This is a genomic window from Roseibium album, from assembly GCF_965233825.1.
GTDB classification, from domain to species: Bacteria; Pseudomonadota; Alphaproteobacteria; order Rhizobiales; family Stappiaceae; genus Roseibium; species Roseibium album.
The window spans coordinates 4,546,462-4,569,299 of sequence record NZ_OZ247583.1; the positions used below are offsets into that span (position 1 = coordinate 4,546,462).

A 22,838-nucleotide genomic window follows, 5' to 3' on the forward strand; every position below is an offset into this window, starting at 1 on the left:
AAAACACGACCACAATCAAAAAACAGGATCGTTTGCCTCTTCCTTATCCCCAAGGAGGTGCCAAATGATCGCTAATTTGACAAACCAAGCAAACAGGCGCATCGTAGCCAATGAGGCGTCAGAACCTCGTTGGCGGATATCGCCCCCGTTAGATGGTGATATTTTTGTGCCCGGATTCCGGGCGCAATCCTGCTTCTGTAGCGGGAGGGCAGCGAATACAATACCCGAAAGGGGAATAAGCTCGCCCGTCCAACCGGGTTCTGAACCTCCCGCTTCCAGTGGGTCGTCAGAAGCTCTCTGTAAGCGGCATTTCAATGCTGGTTGGAGAGCAACGATGACCACCACTACACCTATTCGCACACGCTTAAACGAAGTCCTTATCGACCTCGAGCTTACCCATGACCGTCAGGAGGGCCTTCAAGGTGCCCTGCGCAGTGTCATAAGCGAGCTGTTCGAAGAAGGCTTCGACCATCCAAATCTCAAAGCCCTCTACTACCTGACGACCACGATCAGGGACGAGCACAAGCGTGCTTATGGGCAGATCGAGAAGCTGCGCAAGGTGAGGGAAGCGGTTTGAACAAGCCTGTCAACATTCCTGAAAAGCAAGCTGAGAAAGGTCGGGACCCCTGGGTCCCGATCGGTCAGGCAGTCGCGTCTGTGATTGAGAAATTAGCACTGAAGCGGGGTGGAAAATGACTACTGGAAATGGCCGGTGGATCAAACTCTACGACAAGTTCACTGACTGGGAATGGTACTCAGACACGCCTTGTAAAGTCGTATTCTTAGACCTTCTTCTGAGGGCAAATTTCAAACCGGGGAAATACCAGGGTGCTGATGTTCCAGCTGGCTCGGTCGTGACTGGGTATGGTGCCCTTTCAGAAAGATGCGGTCTTTCGGTGCAACAGGTACGAACTGCGTTCACAAAGCTTCTGAGCACCAGCGAAATAACAGTCAAAAAACACCCTAAATTCTCAATAGTATCAATAACTAAGTGGAAAGAATATCAAGGGTGCAACAGTCAACCAACAGCTGAGCAACAGTCGAGCAACAGTCAATCAACAGTACTATTAGAAGGTAATAATACTAATCCTAACGGATTAGACATCCCTGATGTCCGCGATTTGCTCTGGCGAGATGGGTTGAACTCACTCAAGCGGCAGACCGGACAACCTGAGCGAACCTGTCGTGGGATAATCGGCAAATGGCTCAAAGCGGCAGACGACGACTGCGCAAAGGTTCTGACCGCAATCAACCAAGCTGAGGCTGATAGGGTCTTTGATCCGGTGTCGTGGATTTCCAAGGCAGTGCAGCCGAAGAAGTTGACCGGCTTCAAAAAGTGGGGGCCGATCTGATGGACATCGGCTCCACGCTCCAAGAGCACGGCATCCGTCTGCGCAACCTCTCAGCAGGTAGCCACAAGACGCAATGTCCGGAATGCTCGCATCAACGAAAGAACCGCCGCGACCCGTGTTTGTCGGTAACAATCGACGGCGAGGGCGTTGTCTGGAATTGCCACCATTGTGGGTTTTCTGGCGGAAGTCGGGAAAGTGGTTTCCGGCCACAGTTCCAGCGTCGAGAGTACAATAAGCCGAAGCGGGAACCGAACCCACAGCGCACTGACAAGCTTGTCGATTGGTTTACCGGTCGCGGCATTTCCTCAGCCACGTTGGAGCATTTCGGCATTTATCGAACCAAACAATGGTTCCCGCAGACCAACAGCGAGCAGGATTGTATCGCGTTCCCCTATGAATGGCGGGAAGAGCTGCGCAATGTGAAGTACCGGACTGCGAACAAGGACTTTCGGCAGGAGAAGAATCCAGAGCCGGTCCTGTTCAACGCCGACAGCATCGATGAAGGCCAGGATCTGATCTGGGTCGAGGGCGAAATCGACGTCCTGTCGATGTATGAGGCGGGCTATCCGCACGTTGTCAGCCTGCCAAATGGAGCCCCGGCAAAGCCAGAAGAAAGCGACAAGCGGTATGAGCCTCTCGGCCTTCATTGGGATGACCTGAAAAAGGTCAGGCGTCATCTGATCGCAACAGATCTGGACGAGCCGGGGGAGCGTTTAGCGAACGAGTTGGCGCGTCGTCTCGGAAAAGACAAGTGCTTCCGGGTTCACTTCAGCCATGGCAAGGACGGTAATGAATGTCTGGTTGAGAAGGGCGCTAAAGGGCTTCAGGCTGACGTCGCGAATGCAGAGCCTTGGCCGATAGATGGGCTTTACGACGCTTCTGCCTACGAAGGCGATGTGATGGATCTCTATCACGGTCGCGGCCCCAGGGCGATGACCACGGGCTTTGAGGAGTTCGACAAAGCGTTCCGATATCTTCCAGGCCAATTTATCGTTGTGACCGGCATTCCGAACCACGGTAAAAGCCGGTTCCTTGATCAGATCGCATGTCAGGTTTCAGATTTGCATGGTGATCGTTGGGCGGTGTTTTCACCGGAAACAGGCGAACCTCAGCACATTGCCGACCTTTGCGAGGTGAGGGTGGGCGGACATTTCTTCGATGGTCCAACGCGGCGCATGGTGGAATCCGAGCTGAAAGAGGCCATGGAGTGGGTCAAACGCCATTTTGTGTTTATCGGCAGTGCTGATCACACTCCATCTGTTGAGTGGGTAATCGAAAGGGCAAAAGCGGCGGTTGTTCGATACGGCATCAATCATCTGATTATTGACCCGTACAACGAACTGGAAGCTGGCCGAGCCAGCTCACAAACTGAAACGGAATTTGTTTCTCAGCTGATATCGAAACTCAAGCGCTTCGGTCGTCATCACGAAGTGACTGTCTGGCTTGTGGCACACCCGACGAAAATGCAACGCGGCGACGATGGCCAATACCTGATTCCCGGACTCTACAACATCTCTGGCTCAGCGCATTTCAACAACAAGGCAGATGCAGGGCTGGTTGTTTATCGGGACTATGCCGAGAAGCTGACCTTTGTCCTCTCAAAAAAGATCCGACGCCAACCGGTGTGCGGTACGCCGGGGAGGGTGACTTTTGCCTTCCTCAGCAACGAGCGGCGTTTTGATGCCATTCGAGATTCCTACGAAACCCTATCGGCAAGTTAAGGAGTAAGGAAAATGAACGAGCACCCACTTACAGGAATTGACCCTGCTGTTGTTCACATGGCTGTCAAAGCCCCGAACCATGCGCCGGTGGAGTTGAAGGCGACAATCGCTAAAGCCGCCCGGTTTGTGATTGGCGGGGGCAAGAAGCCATTAGTTTCGCTTGACGGCCTCTTGGCAATTATCAGGGGCATGGCGAAAGAAAATGGCTACGACCTTGTGTATTCAACCGGTGAGAAGCCTCAAGAGCAAACATTTCAATTCCAAATGATGAAAAAAATCATGCAAGAAGTTGCAGATAAACATGAAATTTCTGTGCATGAAATAAAATCAGCAAGTCGAAAGCGTGTTATAATCCCTGCAAGACATGAGTTTTTCTATAGAGCAAAAACAGAAACACTTAAATCTTACCCAGACATTGGAAGATTTTGCGGTGGCAGGGATCACACAACTGTCCTGCATGGTGTTCAAAAATACGCTCTCCTCAACGATAGGCCCATGCCGGGAGAAAAATCATGAAAAAATACGATGTTGTTGCAGGTGTCGGAACCTATCAGGACCGAAGCACCGGAGAAACCAAATACATCAACAAGAATGTTGGTGCGATCATCCAGACTGAAAAGGGTTTTCGTCTTTGCCTGGACGCCACATTCAATCCTGCCGGAATGAAGCGCGGGGATGACGGCAAGGTTTGGCTTTCACTTTTTGAACCCAGACCACGTGAACAGCGACAAGGCCAAACGAACCAAGATCAGGGGTCAGAAGACCAACAAGGCGGATACGGCGGCAGTGCTGGGCCGATGGATGACGAGATTCCGTTTTGATCATGAACTCCCACGGCCTCAAAGAGGGCCTAAGACATCTCCTAGATGAAGCCTTTACCAGGGGAGTTAAATCAACAGGTCTTCCGACCTATGGGAAGGCATTTGCAGATGAGCGGAAGAGGGCGGTTGAACGGATGCTCTCAGAACTGTTTCCAGAGGGGTAGGTGATGAGCAACGACTTGCTAAACGATCTTCGCATCGCTGAACGGTTAGCAGAAGGCAATAGCCCAAATGCTGCAAGGCTGTATCGCGAAGCGCGCATAGAGATTGAGCGCTGCCATTCCCGCCTTGAGATCGACCATCATTTTGTCATGCCGGTTTCTGGAGGTGAGCCTGTGCGTCGAGAAACACCGTGGTGTGACCGTATCTCAATGCCAGACGGAATCGAATGCAGGGGCGCAACCATCGCAATGCTGGAAGGAGGCGAGTAATGGGCTTTCCTCCTCTGCCAAGACCGCCCGATCCCCCATATCTGGCCGGATTGCAGCCCCACGAAAGAAAGGCCGCAGAAAGACGGTTTGAGGAACAAATGGCCGAATGGAGACGGCAAATGGAAAGACGCAAGGAGCAGATGGAAGAACGAGAGCAGAACTTAAAGTGGATGCTGGCGTTCATGCTTGTAGTGGCCGGGCTGTCTGTTCTCGTGGCGACAGGCGGGGCTCTTATCGGGGCATACATCGAGTTTGGACTTCGCGGTCCGTTAGTTCTGATCGTGTCTTGCCTTGCTCTCTTCGTGGCTGTCGCTGAAGTGAAGACGCGAATTTAGGAGGCGGTGATGCTTGATTTCTTCACAAAGGTGGCAATTTGGGCGCTCCTAACAACGGTGGTGCTAGGCGTTTTGGGCTACCTCGCGTTTGCCAGCGCAGAGGCTGCATTGGTGGTCGCATGTGCTGCGATCTCAATCCTGATCTGGCACTTGGTGAGTGCAAATTTTGAGCGGGCGAAACGGGACCAATAAGGAGCAGAGCGCTGTGATCGATCTATTGATTTCAATTGGGTTCGGGCTTTTTGTGGGTGCCTCTTGCAAAGCTTTTTGGCATTGGGGCAGGGCGTCTGCATTCAAAGAAATGGGCAAGTTTAACCGTGACACATAGGGAGCCGAGTCATGAAATTGGGTGATGAAATTGATCTTGTGAATCTGCCGCCGCTCTATTCAGAGCGCGACAAAGAGCGCCGTGAATACCTTTTGAAGATGGTCGCAGAGTTGCAAGACCAATACCGAAGAGCAGCGCAGCCATTGGTAGATGAATTAGCGGAAATTGAGGCGCATTACCCACCGCGCGCAATGGTGGTACCGAAAACCAGAGAAGACTCATAAGGAGCTGAGACCATGGATGAGAGGTACTTTAGCGGAAATATCTGGGGCGAAGTTCGATCAGGTCTGTCCCGGTATCGCGAACGTCTTGTGGCTGCGTATGACGCTGGCAGCTACGATCAAGAAAGCGTTCTTTTGGACGCCATAGCCCGCGATATCGCAGCGAAAGTCACGCCGATGGTTGAAACGTTTGCGGAAAAGAAGCGCGATTTATGAAGAGCCGAGATGCCAGAAAGAGAAGCCTATGAGGCGGGTAAGCACGGCCTCGAAAACCCACACCCACATCTGGTGATTTGGTACCTGATGGGAAAACAGGACCACGACTTACAACTGCAAGGACTAAGGCGGCATGGCACGTAGAGGCGGACACAAGAAGCGCAAGCAAGGTTTGACGCGCGAACCAAACGGCAGAGTGTCCCGCAAGAAAGAGTATCAGCGTGAATTGCAGGACAAGCAACGAGAAGAAACAGAGGCAGAAGCAATGGCGGTTGGCATTGCCAAGCGGGTCAGCTCAGGAATCCCAAGGCATCTGGCCCGATCGGTTGGAACCGTAGAGGGAACGTTGTTCGCGAAAGGCGATATTAACCGCGACCAATACGAGGCGGCTTTGTTCTATGGCTTACTGCGTATTCAGTACCTCAGTGCGATTGACGAGCCTCATTCCCCAAAAGAACCACGAAAGCCTTCTCAGGGGGGCGGAGAAGAGGCACACGAGCGTTTCTGTGCCGGTTCAATACAGCGCTGGAAGGAGATGCGTGAGCAGATCTCAGAGGCTCAGCAGCAGCTCGGCAACACAGCAAACCTATTCGGGGCGCTGGACAGCTTGGAGCGTGGTCACATGTCGAAGCATCAAATCGGTGATTTGCGATATGCGCTTAATGCTGTGCACAAATTCCGTGTGAACGCCACAAAACGTGCAGCATAGTGCTTGACTGCGCGTAAATCGTGTGGGATAGTCATTTTAAACATAGTGGGCGTTCTGACATTGGAGCGCCTTTTTGATTATGAGGTGCAGCGATGGAAAACGATATCCGACCGCGACCCTCCCATAAATCTGGGAGTGGGAAAGTGGTAATCCGCTGCACTTGGACTGCAGAGATCGCAGGTTCGAACCCTGCCTTCCAGACCAATTACCGAGAGACTAGCTAAACAGCCCCCATAGTTTAGCGGTCAGAATATTGGACTTTCAATCCGAAGGCACGGGTTCAAATCCCGTTGGGGGAGCCAAATCAAGCAGGAGCGTTATCAAAATCTCGTCACCGAGCATATTCAGGCACCTACTGCCATTGCGATGGCAAACAGTTGGCCAGCCTGAAACATCCAATGGGGAGCCCCGCCCGATCAGTCGTTTGAAGCGGTGAGGCGAAAGTCTCGGGGCAACTAATTTAGATTGCGGGCTTGCTCGTGGCGAGCTAACGGCCTTCCAAGCCGCCAAGGATGGGTTCAACTCCCTCAGTCCGCTCCAAGGCCCTTTAACTCAGCGGTAAGAGTATCCGCCTGTCTAGCGGAAGGTCGCGAGTTCGAATCTCGCAAGGGTCGCCAATCCCCGTAAAAGGGGCCTCCAGAAACCCGTCAGTTCTCGCCTTGTTGAGCTGGCGGGTTTTGCTTTGTCCAAGTCTCTGCGGAGACAGAAAGGAACCAAATGCATACTCTCATTGAATACCGGGTGCGCCCGGTGACACGTTACGTTCTCACTCGCTTTGAGCAAGTTACGGACGGAGACGACGAAAGCGGCGGCAGTGTTTGCCTTGGTGAATTCGACCGGGCAGACACGGCATTCCATATCGGCTGTGCATTAGCGCGCGACGATGATCGCGGCGGCTCACCGGCAGCGGATGAAACCAAGGAAGTAAAATTCCCAGATCATCCCGACCACACGGACAAGACGGTTGGGTATGAGTTGCACCCGTTCTAAGGCGGTTTTCCTTTCATGGTAGCTCAATTGGCAGAGTCCCAGCTGATAAGCGGGCGGTTACAGGTTCGAGTCCTGTCCGTGAATTCAATTAAGCTGGCGGGTTTTCACTCGTAAGGCTCAAGACGGTGAAGAAGAGCACGGCAGGCAAGGGCGGTTCTCTGGTCAGTCCCGTTCTTTTTTATCGTAACAATGGAATTAGCCGACAGACCCAGCAGTCTACCGGCTTCAGCGTCTGAACGGGCAAGGCCCGCTGATTTCATTTCAGCGAGCCATACGGTGAAGGATTCTCGGGTCATTCGATCCCCAACAGTTTTGCTAATTCGTCAAGTTCAGCCATCAGCTCAGGCGTTGATTGGCTTTTGGGCTGCGGAAATAAACGGCGGCGGTGCTCAGTTTCAGCGTCCCTGTCACGCTCTTGAGCGCAGTCGAAACCACCTTTGCGTAAAACCAGTTCGTTGTCGATGAAGATCTCGTAAGCGAACTTGCCGGCGTTTTGCTTGTCTTTGCCTGCGCTGATCATCTGCCTATCTCCCTTGCTGATGGACCTAATATATACAAGTATCTTGTATGTTGCAAGGGTAAAATGTAAGAAAGTTGGATAAAATAGCTGGAATATATCCAATTAAGTTGGAGGATTCTCCATGTGTTTGATCGACAACAGTCACCTTAATGGCTTGTACCAGTGGAATCCGTTGCAGGAGCTGACGGTCAGAAAGATTTGCGTCTGCGGCTGGGGCGGTCCGGGACCATGTCCGTGTCCCAACAATCCGGTATGGCGAACGGAAACAGCAACGGTCCCGAGCAACTGGAAGCCTCGCATCCGCGTCAAGGCAATCTCAAAACACTGGTGAGGTAGATGCCTCGATACACCAAACGCTCAAGAGCCTGCATCACAGATGATCAGCGGGTACATGAAGACGAGACGTTTCTCCGTGATCCAACAGTCTCCGATCACGAAGCAGCACCAACAGGCATTCTGGATTCAGACGGCAACGAGTTCATGAGACTTCCAGAACGCATAGGGTTTTGGTGGAGCGACGATGGCAACTGAATCATCTGAGAAAGCTGTCAACCTAGTTGTTCGGGCTTATCAAGTGTCAGAGCTAACACAACAGCAGTTTGGTGCGCTTCTCGAATTGATGGCCTTTGATTTCAAGCTTGGCGTGGTGTGTGAGCCGCTAGACCCGGCAGAAACCGATCCTGACAAACACAACTGACACGATAATATCGCACACGATGAAAGGGTGCTGAAATGACCGACAAAATGAAGGAAGCCGGTTCCGGCAGCGGCAAAGTTCAGACAGGCGTTGTCCCTGGAAAGGTCGACAGCTGCAAGAGCGGAAAATCAGGAAAGAAGTAACAGGCGATTTAATCGCGCACGATAGGAGGCGGAGCAAGTTGAAAGACACTCCGCGAATAGAATGGCAGGCGGACGACCATCAACGTATGATCCAGAGTTTTGCGAGCTTGTGATTAACTTAGGCCGTGAAGGCGCATCAAAGGCTGAGATGGCTCATGCATGCGGTGTCGCTCGTATGACCTTGGATAACTGGGCGAACGAGCACCCAGAGTTTTTGGACGCCGTAACAGAGGCAGTGCAGCTTTCGCAGGGCTGGTGGGAGTCTGAAGGCCGCAAAGCAACGTTCGGCAAGACCCCTGGGTTTAATGCCACGGCGTTTATCTTCAACATGAAGAACCGCTTCCCCGCAGATTGGCGTGACAAGAAAGAGATGGATGTGAACATCTCCCACGAAGACGCGCTTGAGGAATTGGAATAAAGTTGCGCACGAAGGCAACAAAGTGCCGTCTCACGACCGAGCGGACATCCCAAAAGTTTCAAAACAGCTCGAAAAGCTCAATAGTTTCGGTGCGGCATGGCTCGGCTATCTGATCGGGAGCGCGAAATTCGCCGGAAACTGAAAGCGGACTTCGAGCACTACGCGCCTCGTTGCTTGAAGATCAGAACCAAGTCGGGCGCAATTGAGCCGTTCAATCTAAATCGGGCGCAACAGTATCTGCATAAGCGTCTTGAGCAGCAAAAGGCGGAAACCGGGAAAGTCCGCGCGTTGATCCTGAAGGGTCGGCAGCAGGGCATTTCAACATACATCGGTGGTCGGTATTATCACGGCGCAACGCATCGCAAGGGTCTTGGTGTTTTCATCCTGACCCATGAGCAGAGCGCTACGGACAATCTGTTCGGCATGGTTGACCGATACCATGAGCATTGCCCGCCACTGGTAAAGCCCTCGACAGGGGCAGCAAGCGCTAAGGAATTGTACTTCGACCGCTTGGACAGCGGTTATTCGGTTGGCACCGCAGGTTCCAAGGCTGTAGGTCGATCGCGCACGATACAATTATTCCATGGGTCGGAAGTTGCTTTCTGGCCGAATGCAGACAAGCACTTTGCTGGAGTTGTTCAGGCTGTTCCGGATCTTGATGGAACCGAGATCCTGTTGGAATCCACGGCCAACGGTGTTGGTGGTGAATTCCACGAGCGCTGGCAGCAGGCAGAAGCGGGAATTGGTGATTACATCGCCATTTTCATTCCATGGTTCTGGCAAGAAGAATACCGCAGGGCGATTCCTGATGACTTTGAGTTAGACGAGGAAGAGCAGAAGTACCGCGATCTTTACGACTTGGACCTTGAGCAAATGGTCTGGCGCCGGAATAAGATTGCTGAGCTGAAAGATCCGCTTCTCTTCAAGCAGGAGTATCCTGCAACAGCTGCTGAGGCGTTCCAGAACACTGGTCACGACAGCTTCATACCGGCAGAGCTTGTAGTCAAAGCCCGCAAAAATGAGTGTGAGGCAATCGGCCCGCTGGTGATCGGTTACGATCCGGCATGGATGGGTGACGACCGTCATACGATGGCGTATCGGCGCGGTCGTAAAGTTTCCAAGATCGATTCCAAGCTCAAGCTTGACACCATGCAGGGCGCAGGTTGGGCAAAGCAGGTAATCGATGATGAGAAGCCTGCGAAAATGTTCATCGATGTTGGCGGTGTTGGAGCTGGTGTTTATGACCGCCTTGTTGAAATGGGATACGGCGAAACTGTTATTGCAGTGAACTTCGGTTCTTCACCTCTTGAGCCTCAACCGCTTGATGAAGACGGAAAACCAAAGGGCGGGTATCAAAACCGTCGTGCTGAGATGTGGGGCAATTCGAAAGAGTGGCTTGAAGAGCCTGCGGGTGTCGATATTCCAGATACAGACACTCTCCAGGCCGATGCCTGCGCTCCCGGCTACAAATACGACAGCCTGACCAGGGTCATTCTCGAAAGCAAAAAAGAAATCAGAAAGCGCGGCCTTCGTTCACCTGATGAATGGGACGCAGTTGCGCTGACGTTTGCAGAGCCGGTCATCCAAGAAACACCAAGAAAGCCAGTTGAACGGCCTGTAGTCGGCTGGATGGGGTAGCATGCAAAAAGACAACGATTCCAAGCAAGAGAAAGGCGCGTCTTCCGACGATTCCCTTTTGAAGGAGGCAATTGAAGCCTTCGAGCTTGCAGAGGAATTCGAGGACGAAAACCGCAAGACCGCCCTTGATGATGTCCGCTTTGCGCGCCTTGGTGAGCAGTGGCCGGAAGCGATCAAAAAACAGCGCGACACCGATGGTCGTCCATGTCTGACAATCAACAAGATGCCTGCGTTTACACGACAGGTTGTCAATGATGCTCGTCAGAACAAACCCTCTATCAAGGTTCACCCGGTTGACGATACAGCGGATATCGAAACAGCTGAGGTCATCAACGGTCTGATCCGAAACATCGAGTACATTTCGGATGCAGATGTTGCATATGACACCGGCGTTGAATGTGCCGTTGACCGTGGTTTCGGCTATTGGACGGTCGATATCGATTATACGTTCGATGACACGTTTGATTTGGATCTCCTGATCAAGCGCGTAGCAAATCCGTTTGCGATTTATGGCGATCCAGCGTCGACGGCTGCGGACTCCTCTGATTGGAACACAGCTTTTAACATCGACAAGGTGAAGAAAGACGATTTCAAGCGACAGTACCCAGAAGCTGAGCGAGTTGATTGGGAATTCGATTTCCAGAAAATGAACGCGCCCTGGCATGACGAAGAATATGTCATGGTTGCCGATTGGTGGCGGCGTGAGGAAGTTGAACGCACAATTCTGCTTCTGAGTGACGGGATGGTCATTCGAAAGGAGCAGATTGAAGACCTTCGCGATGTGATGTTTGCGAATGACATCAGCGTTGTGAAAGAACGGCAGGTTCCGAGCCACAAAGTCACTCGATACAAGATGACGGGTGCGGAGATCCTTTCAACTGATGCATGGCCTGGAAAATACATTCCAATCATTCCGGTTTACGGGGAAGATTTTGACATTGAGGGCAAGCGCTACCTGCGTTCGTTGATTCACAACGGCAAAGACGCTCAGCGCATGTTTAATTACTGGCGCACAACGGGAACCGAGCTTGTTGCACTCGCGCCCCGTGTTCCGTTTATCGGGCCAAAGGGTGCTTTTGCAACGGATTCCGCTAAGTGGCAGACCGCAAACCAAGTTAGTCATGCGTATCTTGAATATGATGTTGTTCGGGAGGCAAATGGTATGCCCCCGCAGCGTCAACCGATGGACTCAGGTGCGGCAGCTGGTGCACTTCAAGAGGCCCTGAACGCCTCAGACGACATGAAGGCGATTATCGGTCTTTATGACGCTTCGCTTGGTGCTCGCTCGAATGAAACGTCAGGCAAAGCGATTATGGCGCGTCAGAGAGAAGGGGATGTTTCGACATTCCACTTCCTTGACAACCTGACTAGGGCAATCCGGCACACAGGCCGCGTTGTAATCGATTTGATCCCGCACATCTACGATAAGCCGCGCATTGTTCGGGTGCTTGGTGAGGATGGTTCGCAGGAATCGACCAAAATCAACCAGCCAGTCCAGGCAAAAGACGAGGATGGAAATCCTCAAACTGAACAGGTTGAGAACCCTGAAACGGGAGAAGTGTCAGAACAGCCTGTCATGCGCGTTTTTGACCTTACAGCTGGAAAATACGACTTGATTGTCAATGCCGGTCCTTCGTTTACGTCTCGTCGGGAAGAAGCCGCAACGCAGATGACTGAAATGGTCCGGTCTTATCCAGACATTGCGCCTGTCATCGGTGACCTGATTGCGAAAAACATGGACTGGCCTGGGGCTGATGAGATCGCCCGCAGGCTTCAGAAGATGTTGCCCCAGCAGCTTCAAGAGCAAAGCATTCCCCCTGAGATCCAACAGCAGATTGAAGAGGGTATGGAGCGGATCAAGCAGCTTGAGGAAGAGAACAAGCAGCTGAAAGAAGACAAGTCTCTCGATGCAATGCAGGTCCGTCAACGGGACATTGAACTGCAGATTAAGAAGATTGTCGATCTGATGAACGCCCAAACCAATCAATACAAGGCGCAGACCGACCGAATGCAAGCTGAGCAGTCTGCAATGCAGTACGCACAACCAACACCACTTCAAGGCTACAGGTACTAAATTATGGCAACTCTGCACGTCGCATGGATCGTCACGCATGAAGCTGCTGGCGAGGACCCCGGCGCTGTCGTTAATGACATCATTTCTTCTGAAGCCGTCACCACGTCGGGAACCAGCGCTCAGTCAGGCACAAAACCAGATGGCGCAACGCACGCTCTTTGTCGTTCGTTGGACAGCGCACACTATGTGACCAACAAGGGGCTGACAGCAAGCGCACTTGTGACGAACTCGGTATCTGTCGCGAACGGCGGCTATGTCGTTCTGCGTGTGCCCAAAGGCGGGCGTGTTGCAGCAATCACGCATTCATAGGGCACGCCATGATTGACGATCGCAAAACCAAGTCAGAGGCAGGCCACCAAGCCACGCCGAAAAAGCGCATGAAGTGTGAAATCTGCGCAAACTTCGAATTCCCTGACGGCTGCAAGAAGGTGAAGGGTGCAATGTCCACTCTTGGCTGGTGCAGCCTCTACCAAAGTCAACGAAAGGCTTCTGCGGCCTAAGAATTTCCAGCCTCAAAACTGGATCAAGCGAGCGCTCCATTTGGGGCGCTTTTTTATTGTCACCAACCGATTATCGGAGTGATTTAAATGGAAATTGATGAACTGCTCGAAACAGATGCACTGGATACCGAAGAAATTCAGGATTCAGCAAGCGAAGAGGACGAGCAATCGTCAGAAACCGAAGTCGATGACGTTGAAGTGGATGAAGACGCGGAAACGGATGAGGCGGAGGCAGAAGAGGACGACGAAGAAATCGACCTTGGCGATGATGACGTTGAGTCTGAGCTAGAAGAAGTCGAGTTCCAGGGCAAGAATTACAAGATTCACCCTGACCTAAAACTGGCTCTCATGCGAGATGCCGACTACACGCAGAAATCTCAAGCAAACGCTGAGACCAAACGGGCACTGGACGAACAGCAGCAATCGTTCGAACAGCAAGTCCAAGGCCATCGCGAGTTGATGGGTGAGTATGCGCAATTCCAGGCGCTTCAAAACCAGATCGACCAATACAGCAATGTCGATTGGAACGCGCTTGAAGAGCAAGACCCCCTGGATGCAGGGCGGCACTGGAGAAACCTCCAACAGCTGAAAGAAGCTCAGCAGAAAGTTGGAAGTGGTATCCGGCAGAAGGAGCACGAACGTTCTCAAGCTGCGCAGCGTGAAGACGCCAAGCGCACTGAGGAATACGTCTCGGCTCGAAACAAGGCAATTCCAGACTGGTCAGACGACCTGAACCTCCAACTGACGACTTTTGCAAAAACATACGGCTATTCGGAGCAAGACGTTGGCTCACTCCGCGATCCCCGCATGTTGCAAATCCTCAGAGAGGCGATGGACGGACGCCAGCTCAGACAGAAGCTGCAAAAGCAGCAAGCAGCCGCGCGAAAAGCAGCCAAGAAGGTCAAAACGCAGGAAGAAGTCAAACCGCTCAAGAAGCAAGCGAAGGGTCGCACTTCTGCAAGGAACGGTTTGGACGACAACATGTCGACCGATGATTGGCTGAAAGTGCGAGAGAAGCAGGTGGCCGCAAGAGGCGGTTACTGATCACCAATCCGATTGAACGTCGAGATGACGTCCAGTCCCCGTGCCGGGTGACCGGCCAGAAGGATATTTATCATGGCCAACACACTGTTGACCCCAACCGCAGTGACCCGAGAGGCGCTGCGCATTCTTCACCAGAAGCTGAACTTCGTCGGCAACGTCAATCGCAACTACGACAAGTCGTATGCGAACGACGGAGCGAAAATCGGTGACAGCCTCAAAATCCGCCTGCCGAACCAATACACGGTAACGGACGGTGCAACGATGTCCGCGCAGGACACCGAAGAATCCAGTGTTACCCTGTCGGTTTCGTCTCAGAAGCACGTCGCGATGAATTTCACGTCTGCTGAACTGACGATGGATCTGGACGATTTCAGCGAGCGCATCATTGCTCCTGCGATGTCTGTCCTGGCCGCGAACATCGAGTCAGACGCCTTGTCCATGTACAAGAGCGTTTACCAGCAGGTGAGCAACCTCGGCAATGCGGCAACCTTCAAGAACGTTGCCAACGTTCGCCGGAAGCTGGTTGACAGCCTGACACCGATGGACAAGCTTTCCATGCTGATCAACACGGAAGACAACGTTGACCTGGTCGACGCTCTGAAAGGTCTGTTCAACGACCAGAAAGAGGTCTCCAAGCAGTATCGTGAAGGCTACATTGGTCGCACGGCTGGTTTTGGCTTCATGGAAAATACGCTTCTGCCGACGCACACGACTGGCTCGGACGATGGAACCGGTGATTACCTGACCAACGACGCAACTGCGCAAACAGGCTCTGCTTTGACGGTTGACACCGGCACGGGAACCCTGAAGCAGGGTGATATCATCACCATCGCGGGTGTGAACCGTGTTCATCCTGAGACCAAGGTCGACACGAACCAGCTCATGCAGTTCGTTGTTACGGCGGATGTTGGGGCGAGCGGAACTTCAATTCCGATTTCTCCGGCGATTGTCGCAACTGGTGCGAAGCAGAATGTCACAAACGGCGCTGCGAACAACCAGGCAGTGACTAAGGTTGGCGGTGCCTCAGCAGTCCACAACATTTCGATGGGCTTTCATCGTGATGCGTTTGCGTTTGCAACGGCTGATCTGATCAAGCCAAAGGGTGTGGATTTCTGCGCTCGTGAGGTCATGGACGGCATTTCGATGCGCCTGGTTCGTGACTACGACATCAACAACGACAAGCTGCCTTGCCGTATTGATGTTCTTTACGGCTATGAGGCCATTCGTCCTGAGCTGGCATGCCGTTGGGCGAACAACTAAGGAATTGGGGCACTTCGGTGCCCCTTTTCATTTCCTCTTGGTGAATTGGGCCTTCTGATATGGCGTTCAGCAACCTAAGCGATCTCAAGACAGAGATTCAGAAGTATCGCGGGCGTTCTGACACCGCATTTACGGATCGTCTTGACGGCTTTGTTGCCTTGTTTGAATCGCGTGCGAATGTTGAGCTTCCTATTCGGACAGCTGAAGTCGATACGACCTTAACGGGAACGATTGACAGTCGCTCAATACCGCTTCCAACTGATTTTCTCGAACCCATTTCACTGGATTTGACGACTTTCGGAACCGAAGACCATCTTGCCCCGATCGTTGCCGGAAATTACTCACTTGAGCTTACGTCAGGTGTTCCATCTGCCTGGATGATCAATGGTGCAAATCTGGATCTGGATAAGCCCTGCGATCAGGCGCACATCTTCAAGTTTCGCTATCGAATGAAGAGGCTGGATCTTGCGACAACAGACCCGAACTGGCTTCTGACAAATCATCCCGACGTTTATCTCTATGGATGCCTCAGAGAGACGGCAATATTCTCCCAGGACGATGACGCGGCATTGAGATACGAAAATCTTTACATGCAGGCGAAAGATCGTGTTGCGTGGCTTGAATCACGCTCCAAGTCCGTCGCCCCGCTTCGTGTTGATGCTGGTTTGGTGTCAGCATCTTCTTTCAATATCAATTCCGGCGATTATACGGGCGTCGATAGATGACGATTGCGTTTCCGCCGTTTGAACCAGACAGGGCCATTTTCGCACCGTCTGCATCAACGTCTGTAACCAATGTCATCCCGGTGCGTGATGGCTGGGGGCCACTGCCAAGCCTTTCTATCTTCACTGAGGCTTTGGGCGACACCTGCCGTGGTGCGATTGCAGTTCGCACGAGTACCGGCTCTTACAAGATTTTCGCGGGAACTGAAGCCGGTCTATTTGAGCTGAACAGCACTGACTACACTTGGACCACACGCACAGGTCCGACGACACCAGCTGTTCCGTCAGGCGATTCATGGTGGTTTGTTGTTTACGGAAGCCTGCTGATTGCCGGAAATCTCGGAACAGACACGCAGTTCATTGATATTGATGGCGGTACAGCGTTTGCGGATCTAGGTGGATCTCCGCCACGTTCCAAATATGGTGCGGTTGCCGGTGAATATCTGCTGATCGCGCATTTGCAGGGCAACCCACGCAGGACACAGACTTCCGGCCTGGGGGACGCCTCGTTCTGGACCCTTGGTCAACGTGGGTGCAGTTATCAGGATTTTGCTGACGGCGGCGAGATCCAAGGCGTCATCGGCTCGGAAAACGGCGCCCTCATTGCTCAAATGACAATGTGGCGGCAGCTATCGATCGCAACATCCGGTGACTACTCGTTTACAACGAACATCATCAATCCTGATCGCGGTGTGTTTGCGCCACGTTCGCTTGTGCAGATCGGGCCAGGGCAGTTTTTCTACTACTCCAGCGATGGTTTTATGTTGGGGGTTGAAGGCCGTCCGATTGGCGCTGAGCGCGTTGATCGCTGGTTCAAGGAGCAGGCGGACGCGACAAAGCTGGATTCGATCAGCTGCGTTGCTGATCCGTTCAACAAAATCGTTTGGACGCAGGCGGAAAGCGTCGGGGAATGCAAAATACTGGTTGGCTACAATTGGCAATTGGACCGCTGGTGTCCGTCTGATGTCAATGTGACTGAAATGTTGCCTTTGGCCACTCCGTCAGTGTCCTGGGATGGTCTTGCCAACTTGTATTCATCGATCGATGACGTAAACGAGCCATTTGACTCGCCCTTGTTTTCTGGTGGTATCCCAAGGTTTGGGGCATTTGACGAAACCAACAAACTCGGACTTTTTACAGGACCGGCACAGGCCGCAACGCTTGAAGCTGCCGACATAGAGATGAACCCTGGCTGGCTCACGATGCTTCAAGGAGCCCGTGTGTACACCGATGCCGCGAACTTTACGCTTCAGGCGGGCATTTCTGATTATCACGGCGGAACCCGCCGCTGGTCTGACGAAATCACACCGGAAACAGACACCAAACTATGTCCATTTCAGCATGAAGGCCGCTTGCATCGGTTCCGCTTGAATATTCCCGCTGGTGAAAACTGGAATCATGTCGTCGGGCTGGCGGAAACCGGTAAAAGAACGGGCAAGATATGAGCGTAACGCTTCCTCTTTCCGGTCAGGTTCAAAGCCCTGTATCAACTGTTCTCACGACGACAAATCAGACCGATATCTTCACGACGCCAGCCGGTCCAGCTTCTCAAAAAATCATAGCCGTTCATTTCGCCAATGAGCATACGAGTGCGGTTGAAATCACGCTTGAATGGAATGACGGGTCGTCAGACTACACTCTATTCATCAAGAGTATTCCGACAAAGGACAGCGTGACCTTTGAATCCGCGATCTTGCTTTCGTCAATCAGCGCGACCCAGAAGCTTAAAGTCACAGCGGACACAGCCAACGTCATCACGGCAACAGTTGTTTTCGTCTCTGATCTCGGCGCACAAGGTCGCGTGTCGTGAACATTAGCCTGGTTCCCGTCATCGAGGTGGATCGGGTTTGGCCGTCAGTGAGAGAGGGTTTTGAAAGAGCCTGTCTTGCCTGCGGCGGCGATATGTCGAGCGCTGATCTTTGGAAAGAGTGTCGGGCCGGGACCGCCTATCTGATTGTGGTTCATACGGATCAGAGGGTGCTGAGTGCATCTGTCTGGCGTCCTGAAACATGGACAACAGGCGAAAAGCTTCGTTGCCTCGCTCTCTATGGCGAGGGGCTTTGGAAGTGGATCAAACCGCTCCGGGCGGCAGTTCTCAAACTCAAAGAAGATTGTGGTGCGGACAGCCTCGTAGCTGAGGGGCTGGAGAAGTGGGACGCGCTTTTCAGGCGGCTATTCCCGAACGCAAGAAAATTGCGCGTCTTATATGAGGAAGATGGAATATGAGCGGCGGGTCTAAAACGAAGACGCAAACGCAGACTCAAACGACTAAGAATGAGCCATATGCTGCTGCGAAGCCTCTTTATAATCAGGCGATGGGTGACGCCCATAAGCTTTATAACGAAGGCAATCTTATCAAGCCAAACACCATGTCTACGGTTGTTCCATATGCAGAGCAAACAGTGAAAGGCATGGATGCGCTGGAAAGCCAAGCCAATAAGAACTTGGCTCCTGGCGGTTTTGCCGACCAGATGCAGCAAACTGTCGATCGGGGCGGATTTACCGGCACTCAGCAGCAGGCGGTCGATCAGCTCAACCCTTTTACGACTGGTGAAAAGAACGTTGACACATCGGGCTTTGAAGCCATGTCACGGGGCGGTTTGGGTGTTTCTTCAGGTCTTCAGCAAAATCTCTATGGTCAAAGTCAGAGCCCTACTTACAGCGAACAGAATCTAAGCGATGTCGCTTCTGGGAAAAAGCTGGGCGGCGGAGATCCTTACTTTGAGGATGTGCTAAACCGCGCCAGTGAGGAAGCACGCTTTGCTGCTGATCGCACTGCCGGTGCGATGGGTCGCTATGGGTCTGACGATCATTTCGGCGCCATGGCAAGCGATATCATGGGCATTCAAACTCAGGCTCGATCAAATCAGTATCAGCAGGAGAGGGCGGCGCAGGAACGAGTCAATCAAATGCTTGATTCCTCACGTCTCAGTAATCTCGGCTTTGGTCTGAATGCTGCGAACTCTGCGACAGGAATTGAGCAGGGCAACAGACAGATGCAGGCTGCGGGCCTGACGAACCTTGCCAATACAGACGCCGGGAACCTTTCCAGGCAAATGCAGGGAATCTCTCAGCAGTTCAACGCAGGTCAAACCGGCTTTGGCAATATGTCTTCCGCACTCGATGCCATGCAGCAACCTGCTGACATGCTCAGGGGTGTAGGTGGGGCCTACGAAGATCTGGCAACGCGTGAACTGAATGACGAGTTGAGGATCTCCCAGGAGAAGCAGAACGCACCGCTGTCAAATCTTCAAGCATTGCTGGCAGTCGCGGGCGGTGCTGGTGGTTACGGAACAAGTCAATCGACTGCGCAAGTTCCATATCAGCAACAGAATAACGGCCTCTCAAACACAATCGGCGCGGGACTCGGGGCGGCATCACTTTTTGGAGGATTTTTCTAATGGGTGGCGGTGGCAAAGGTGGCGCTAGTGTCAGATCAGGCGGTTCGTCAAGCGGCTATTCTGGCGGCGGCGGTAGTTCAGGCTCCTCAACCGCGACAACCGCAGGCCCATTTGTCGGGATCGAACGCGTTGAGCTTCAACCGTTCATGAATGGGTTTGATGAAACCATCGCTCAACAGCTCAGTTATGGCTATGGCGGCAATCCGCAGGACTATCTGACTGATCTTCACAACATTTACTCCCCAATGAGTGTGCCGGTCTTCCCACTTCCGGAGAAAAAATGATGACCAACAAGCTAAATGCCTTCCGGTCGCTCCTTGAGCCCCAGGTTGCTTTGCCAATGGCAGCGGCTTTGATGGGGGGGCAGGGCAACAGCCAGAATTTTGCGAATGCCTTTGGCGCGGCTGGTCCAGGCATGGCAAATCAGGCGGCTTTGCAAAAGCAGCAACAAGAGCGGAATCGTACGCTTGAATATTTGAACAAGAATGCGCCCGACCTGGCTCAAGCCGTCTCATCAGGCATGCCAATTGCTGAAGCTTGGAAGAGCCATTTAGCGCAACGGAAAGCACAGATCCCAGGGACTGCGACTTACAGCAAATCTCCTGTCTATGGAACGGACGCGGATGGGAGCACTGTATTAGGCACAATTGGTGATGACGGTTCTTTCAAGCGGATCGACACTGGCGATTTCAACGTTTCGAGCGGCTTTGAGAAGATTGACACCGGCACTGAAATTATTCTCAGGGATAAGAAAAACGGCCAAGTGATCAATGTTACGCCGAAAAATAACTTCGGGGCGGCGGAACAGAAGGCGCTGGGGACTTCCAGCGGAAAAGCCCAGGCCGAGGCTCAAGCGAACTACGACAGCATTTCCTCAAAGATGCCCGGTCTGTATGAAGTTGTAGGTAGGCTGGATAAGCTGGCAGAGGATGCCACATACACGCTTGCAGGACGCGCCCTCGATGAGGGTATGAGGCAAACAGGCATGGAGCCTAGGGAATCTGCGGTTGCTCGTGCCGAGTACATTGCCGTCGTTGACAATCAGATCCTGCCGCTTCTGAGAGACACCTTCGGCGCACAGTTCACCCAGAAAGAGGGCGAAACTCTTCGAGCGACCCTTGGTGATCCGAACAAGAGCCCAGTCGAGAAACAGGCATTGTTGAAAGCGTTCATCCAGCAGAAAGAACGCGATCTTCAGGCGCTTGAAAGCAGATTGGGCGCAGCTCCAAATCAGCCGGCGAATACGCCGCAAATGCCCGCGTCTGATGACGCCGATGCACTAATTCAGCATTACGGGAATATGTAATGGACCTTGATTTGGCAAAGCGTGCGCTCATCAATGCCCACAAAGCGGGTGATGTAGACGCAGCGAAAAAGATCGCAAAAGCCATCCAAGGGCAGACTGCGAGCTCTTCAGCCAACGCAAGCGAAGTAACTCCTTCGCGTTTGCCGGGTGTTGTAGATGCGTTCACACAAGGGGCCTCGTTTGGGTTTGGTGACGAGTTGACTGCTTTGGAAGCAGGAATGCTGGGCAGAACACCAGAAGGTGCTTGGTTCGATTATTCCAAATCATTCGGCGATCGTTACGACGATGCGCTGGCGGCTGAACGAGGTCAGCAAGACAAATTTCGCAAAGAAAACCCTGCTACGGCGATTTCAGCTGAGTTGCTCGGCGGAGTGGCGACTGGTGCAGGCTTGGCAGGCAGGGGAGTAACCCTTGCTGGGCAGGCTGCAGGGAAGGGTCTTGGAACACGTGTAGCAGCTGGTATGGGCGAGGGTGCCTTGTATGGCGGTGCATATGGAGCAGGGAACGCCGACAACTCCGATCGGGTCAGCAGTGCCATCGAAGGCGCGCAGTTGGGCGCTGTATTAGGCGGTGCAATTCCCGCAATTGGCTCGGGTTTACGGAAAAGCGTCGAGCCTATTGCAAAGCGAGTGGCGACGAAAAAAGCTGCGCCTTCTGCCGACACGTTAAAATCGCAGGCGGGTGATGCGTTTAAGGCTGCGGAGAATGCAGGGGTTAGGCTCAGTGAGAAATCACGAGGTGTTCTGGTTCAAGGTATTGGTGACGATCTGAATGCAGCAAAGTACCGAGCTTCTGTTAATCCAGAGGTCAAGAAGGTTCTTGAGGAATTTGATAGCTTTATAGAGAACCAACCGACGCTTAGTAATTTGCAGGACTACCGTTCTTTTGTAGTGCAGCAGATGCGCAACATTCCGCCGGACAGGAAGACGGACAAAAAACTGCTAGGTTCCATCGTGGAGAATTTGGACAACTATGCAGAGCGCATTTCGCCCTATGATGTAGTTACAAATGCATCGGGTCGAAAAGCTGCCGTTGCCAACCTCAAAGAAGGGCGCGAACTCTGGAAGAGAATGCGGAAAGACGACATTCTTGAAGAAGCTTTTCTGAAGGCTGAAAACCAAGCTTCAGGATTTGAAAATGGTCTCCGAGTGCAATTTCGGTCGATAATCAACAACAAACGCCTTCGTGGACAATTCACCAAGGATGAGCAGAACGCGATGATCAAGGTCATTCGCGGTGGTCCGATTGAAAACAGCCTGAAGCTGCTTGGTAAGTTTGGGTTCGGTGAGGGGCAAGCAACAAATATGCTGGGCGGTTCGATTGGAGCAGGCGCAGGGGCCGCAGTAGGTGGTCCGGTCGGTGCGATGGCTGTGCCCGTGATAGGGACTGCGGCTCGCAAAGGCGCTCAGACAGCAACCCGCAATAATGCAGATTTTGTCCGTGCATTGGTACGGGCAGGAAAACTAAGTGATGCTGATGCGCCAAAGATAATCCGGGCTCTTGAGAATGGCACTCTCACTCCTGAAATTCTTGCCGGGACCTTGGCTACCACCAATTAACTTGGTCGCCATATCGATAGATAAAAACGCCAATCAGAACAATGACAGCAGCAATGCCGTCCCAGAAAAGAGTGGCTTGTTTCTCTTCTTTCGTTGGTTCCTTAGACATAGTTCTCCTTGTCTTGCCGCCCGATAAAAGTAATGGGGGCGGAGAAAAGATTCAAGGCTTAGGGGCCAATGGCGTTAGCTACTGAAGGGTAGCATTCTCAACTTCCTCGCCGGATTTATGGCGTTCGATCATGTCAAGTATTCCACGCGCCATGGCCTCTGCCTGAACAACTGGCAACACGAGTCGTCCGATCACTACGCGATCGACAGGGCCAGGTGTCGATGAATGGTTTACTCGAAGGGATTCAAAGGTAATTCGCATGTTTCCATTGAATACAAAAAAGCCAGAAGCAGCGTCCGCGTATACGTCTGGAGATTGCGGAT

At 52.6% G+C, this 22,838-nt stretch carries 28 protein-coding genes and 3 tRNA genes; 30 read left to right on the top strand and 1 reads right to left on the bottom strand.

Translation table 11 applies throughout. The annotated features are described in order from the left end of the window. The first annotated feature begins 334 nt into the window (after positions 1–334). From ACO6TI_RS20685 to ACO6TI_RS20750, 14 genes are all read left to right on the top strand, one after another. Entirely contained in the window at positions 335–577 is a 243-nt protein-coding gene (locus ACO6TI_RS20685) for a hypothetical protein (protein ID WP_422383256.1), read from the top strand. 115 nt (positions 578–692) lie between these two features. Then, positions 693–1,352 (top strand): hypothetical protein, encoded by a 660-nt coding sequence (locus ACO6TI_RS20690; protein ID WP_422383257.1) that lies wholly within the window; start codon positions 693–695, stop codon positions 1,350–1,352. After that, on the top strand, positions 1,289–3,073 hold the full coding sequence (locus ACO6TI_RS20695; protein WP_422383258.1) for a DnaB-like helicase C-terminal domain-containing protein: 1,785 nt from the start codon (positions 1,289–1,291) through the stop codon (positions 3,071–3,073). The genes ACO6TI_RS20690 and ACO6TI_RS20695 overlap by 64 nt, the downstream gene beginning before the upstream one ends. A gap of 12 nt (positions 3,074–3,085) precedes the next feature. Beyond that, positions 3,086–3,589, top strand: a complete 504-nt coding sequence (locus ACO6TI_RS20700) for a helix-turn-helix domain-containing protein (protein WP_422383259.1) — start codon at positions 3,086–3,088, stop codon at positions 3,587–3,589. Continuing rightward, positions 3,586–3,894, top strand: a complete 309-nt coding sequence (locus ACO6TI_RS20705; RefSeq protein WP_422383260.1) for a hypothetical protein — start codon at positions 3,586–3,588, stop codon at positions 3,892–3,894. Before ACO6TI_RS20700 ends, ACO6TI_RS20705 begins: the two co-directional genes overlap by 4 nt. Positions 3,895–4,061: 167 nt before the next feature. Then, complete coding sequence (locus ACO6TI_RS20710; protein ID WP_422383261.1) at positions 4,062–4,325, top strand: hypothetical protein; 264 nt, start codon at positions 4,062–4,064, stop codon at positions 4,323–4,325. A gap of 119 nt (positions 4,326–4,444) precedes the next feature. Continuing rightward, positions 4,445–4,660, top strand: coding sequence for a hypothetical protein (locus tag ACO6TI_RS20715; RefSeq protein ID WP_422383262.1), 216 nt, complete (start codon positions 4,445–4,447; stop codon positions 4,658–4,660). 339 nt (positions 4,661–4,999) lie between these two features. Further along, a complete protein-coding gene (locus tag ACO6TI_RS20720) occupies positions 5,000–5,212 on the top strand; it encodes a hypothetical protein (RefSeq protein WP_422383263.1) in 213 nt (70 codons plus the stop codon). Between the two features lie 12 nt (positions 5,213–5,224). Then, entirely contained in the window at positions 5,225–5,425 is a 201-nt protein-coding gene (locus ACO6TI_RS20725) for a hypothetical protein (protein ID WP_422383264.1), read from the top strand. A 133-nt stretch (positions 5,426–5,558) separates the two neighbouring features. Further along, positions 5,559–6,134: a hypothetical protein gene (locus ACO6TI_RS20730; protein WP_422383265.1), complete on the top strand. Its 576-nt coding sequence runs from the start codon at positions 5,559–5,561 to the stop codon at positions 6,132–6,134. 129 nt (positions 6,135–6,263) lie between these two features. After that, a tRNA-Pro gene (locus ACO6TI_RS20735) sits at positions 6,264–6,338 on the top strand. Between the two features lie 337 nt (positions 6,339–6,675). After that, positions 6,676–6,751, top strand: a tRNA-Asp gene (locus ACO6TI_RS20740). A 100-nt stretch (positions 6,752–6,851) separates the two neighbouring features. Continuing rightward, on the top strand, positions 6,852–7,124 hold the full coding sequence (locus ACO6TI_RS20745) for a hypothetical protein (protein WP_422383266.1): 273 nt from the start codon (positions 6,852–6,854) through the stop codon (positions 7,122–7,124). Between the two features lie 12 nt (positions 7,125–7,136). Continuing rightward, positions 7,137–7,208, top strand: a tRNA-OTHER gene (locus tag ACO6TI_RS20750). 208 nt (positions 7,209–7,416) lie between these two features. On the opposite strand, the gene ACO6TI_RS20755 is transcribed toward ACO6TI_RS20750, so the two are convergent. Continuing rightward, the gene (locus tag ACO6TI_RS20755; protein WP_422383267.1) at positions 7,417–7,644 is read right to left on the bottom strand and encodes a hypothetical protein; all 228 of its coding nucleotides are present in this window, start codon (positions 7,642–7,644) and stop codon (positions 7,417–7,419) included. Positions 7,645–7,980: 336 nt separating this feature from the next. Here ACO6TI_RS20755 and ACO6TI_RS20760 point away from each other — a divergent pair, with 336 nt between their 5' ends. The 16 genes from ACO6TI_RS20760 (at position 7,981) to ACO6TI_RS20835 (ending at position 22,406) form a co-directional block, all read left to right on the top strand. Further along, positions 7,981–8,175 (top strand): hypothetical protein, encoded by a 195-nt coding sequence (locus tag ACO6TI_RS20760; RefSeq protein ID WP_422383268.1) that lies wholly within the window; start codon positions 7,981–7,983, stop codon positions 8,173–8,175. Continuing rightward, a complete protein-coding gene (locus ACO6TI_RS20765; protein ID WP_422383269.1) occupies positions 8,165–8,341 on the top strand; it encodes a hypothetical protein in 177 nt (58 codons plus the stop codon). The genes ACO6TI_RS20760 and ACO6TI_RS20765 overlap by 11 nt, the downstream gene beginning before the upstream one ends. 204 nt (positions 8,342–8,545) lie before the next feature. Next, on the top strand, positions 8,546–8,902 hold the full coding sequence (locus ACO6TI_RS20770; protein ID WP_422383270.1) for a hypothetical protein: 357 nt from the start codon (positions 8,546–8,548) through the stop codon (positions 8,900–8,902). A gap of 96 nt (positions 8,903–8,998) precedes the next feature. Further along, positions 8,999–10,540 carry a hypothetical protein gene (locus ACO6TI_RS20775; RefSeq protein ID WP_422383271.1) on the top strand — a complete coding sequence of 514 codons (1,542 nt, stop codon included), beginning with the start codon at positions 8,999–9,001 and terminating at the stop codon, positions 10,538–10,540. A gap of 1 nt (position 10,541) precedes the next feature. Then, the gene (locus tag ACO6TI_RS20780) at positions 10,542–12,614 is read left to right on the top strand and encodes a portal protein (RefSeq protein WP_422383272.1); all 2,073 of its coding nucleotides are present in this window, start codon (positions 10,542–10,544) and stop codon (positions 12,612–12,614) included. Positions 12,615–12,617: 3 nt separating this feature from the next. Further along, positions 12,618–12,923, top strand: coding sequence for a hypothetical protein (locus ACO6TI_RS20785; protein WP_422383273.1), 306 nt, complete (start codon positions 12,618–12,620; stop codon positions 12,921–12,923). 278 nt (positions 12,924–13,201) lie between these two features. Then, positions 13,202–14,158, top strand: a complete 957-nt coding sequence (locus ACO6TI_RS20790; protein ID WP_422383274.1) for a hypothetical protein — start codon at positions 13,202–13,204, stop codon at positions 14,156–14,158. A 72-nt stretch (positions 14,159–14,230) separates the two neighbouring features. Further along, entirely contained in the window at positions 14,231–15,418 is a 1,188-nt protein-coding gene (locus ACO6TI_RS20795) for a P22 phage major capsid protein family protein (RefSeq protein WP_422383275.1), read from the top strand. Positions 15,419–15,477: 59 nt separating this feature from the next. Continuing rightward, entirely contained in the window at positions 15,478–16,143 is a 666-nt protein-coding gene (locus tag ACO6TI_RS20800) for a phage adaptor protein (RefSeq protein ID WP_422383276.1), read from the top strand. Beyond that, positions 16,140–17,585 (top strand): hypothetical protein, encoded by a 1,446-nt coding sequence (locus ACO6TI_RS20805; protein ID WP_422383277.1) that lies wholly within the window; start codon positions 16,140–16,142, stop codon positions 17,583–17,585. Before ACO6TI_RS20800 ends, ACO6TI_RS20805 begins: the two co-directional genes overlap by 4 nt. Then, a complete protein-coding gene (locus tag ACO6TI_RS20810) occupies positions 17,582–17,950 on the top strand; it encodes a hypothetical protein (RefSeq protein WP_422383278.1) in 369 nt (122 codons plus the stop codon). The genes ACO6TI_RS20805 and ACO6TI_RS20810 overlap by 4 nt, the downstream gene beginning before the upstream one ends. Then, complete coding sequence (locus ACO6TI_RS20815) at positions 17,947–18,366, top strand: hypothetical protein (protein ID WP_422383279.1); 420 nt, start codon at positions 17,947–17,949, stop codon at positions 18,364–18,366. Before ACO6TI_RS20810 ends, ACO6TI_RS20815 begins: the two co-directional genes overlap by 4 nt. Beyond that, positions 18,363–19,541 carry a hypothetical protein gene (locus ACO6TI_RS20820; protein ID WP_422383280.1) on the top strand — a complete coding sequence of 393 codons (1,179 nt, stop codon included), beginning with the start codon at positions 18,363–18,365 and terminating at the stop codon, positions 19,539–19,541. The genes ACO6TI_RS20815 and ACO6TI_RS20820 overlap by 4 nt, the downstream gene beginning before the upstream one ends. Continuing rightward, positions 19,541–19,825 (top strand): hypothetical protein, encoded by a 285-nt coding sequence (locus ACO6TI_RS20825; RefSeq protein WP_422383281.1) that lies wholly within the window; start codon positions 19,541–19,543, stop codon positions 19,823–19,825. Before ACO6TI_RS20820 ends, ACO6TI_RS20825 begins: the two co-directional genes overlap by 1 nt. Beyond that, entirely contained in the window at positions 19,822–20,847 is a 1,026-nt protein-coding gene (locus ACO6TI_RS20830) for a hypothetical protein (RefSeq protein WP_422383282.1), read from the top strand. Before ACO6TI_RS20825 ends, ACO6TI_RS20830 begins: the two co-directional genes overlap by 4 nt. Then, positions 20,847–22,406 carry a hypothetical protein gene (locus tag ACO6TI_RS20835; protein WP_422383283.1) on the top strand — a complete coding sequence of 520 codons (1,560 nt, stop codon included), beginning with the start codon at positions 20,847–20,849 and terminating at the stop codon, positions 22,404–22,406. The genes ACO6TI_RS20830 and ACO6TI_RS20835 overlap by 1 nt, the downstream gene beginning before the upstream one ends. Positions 22,407–22,838: the final 432 nt, after the last annotated feature.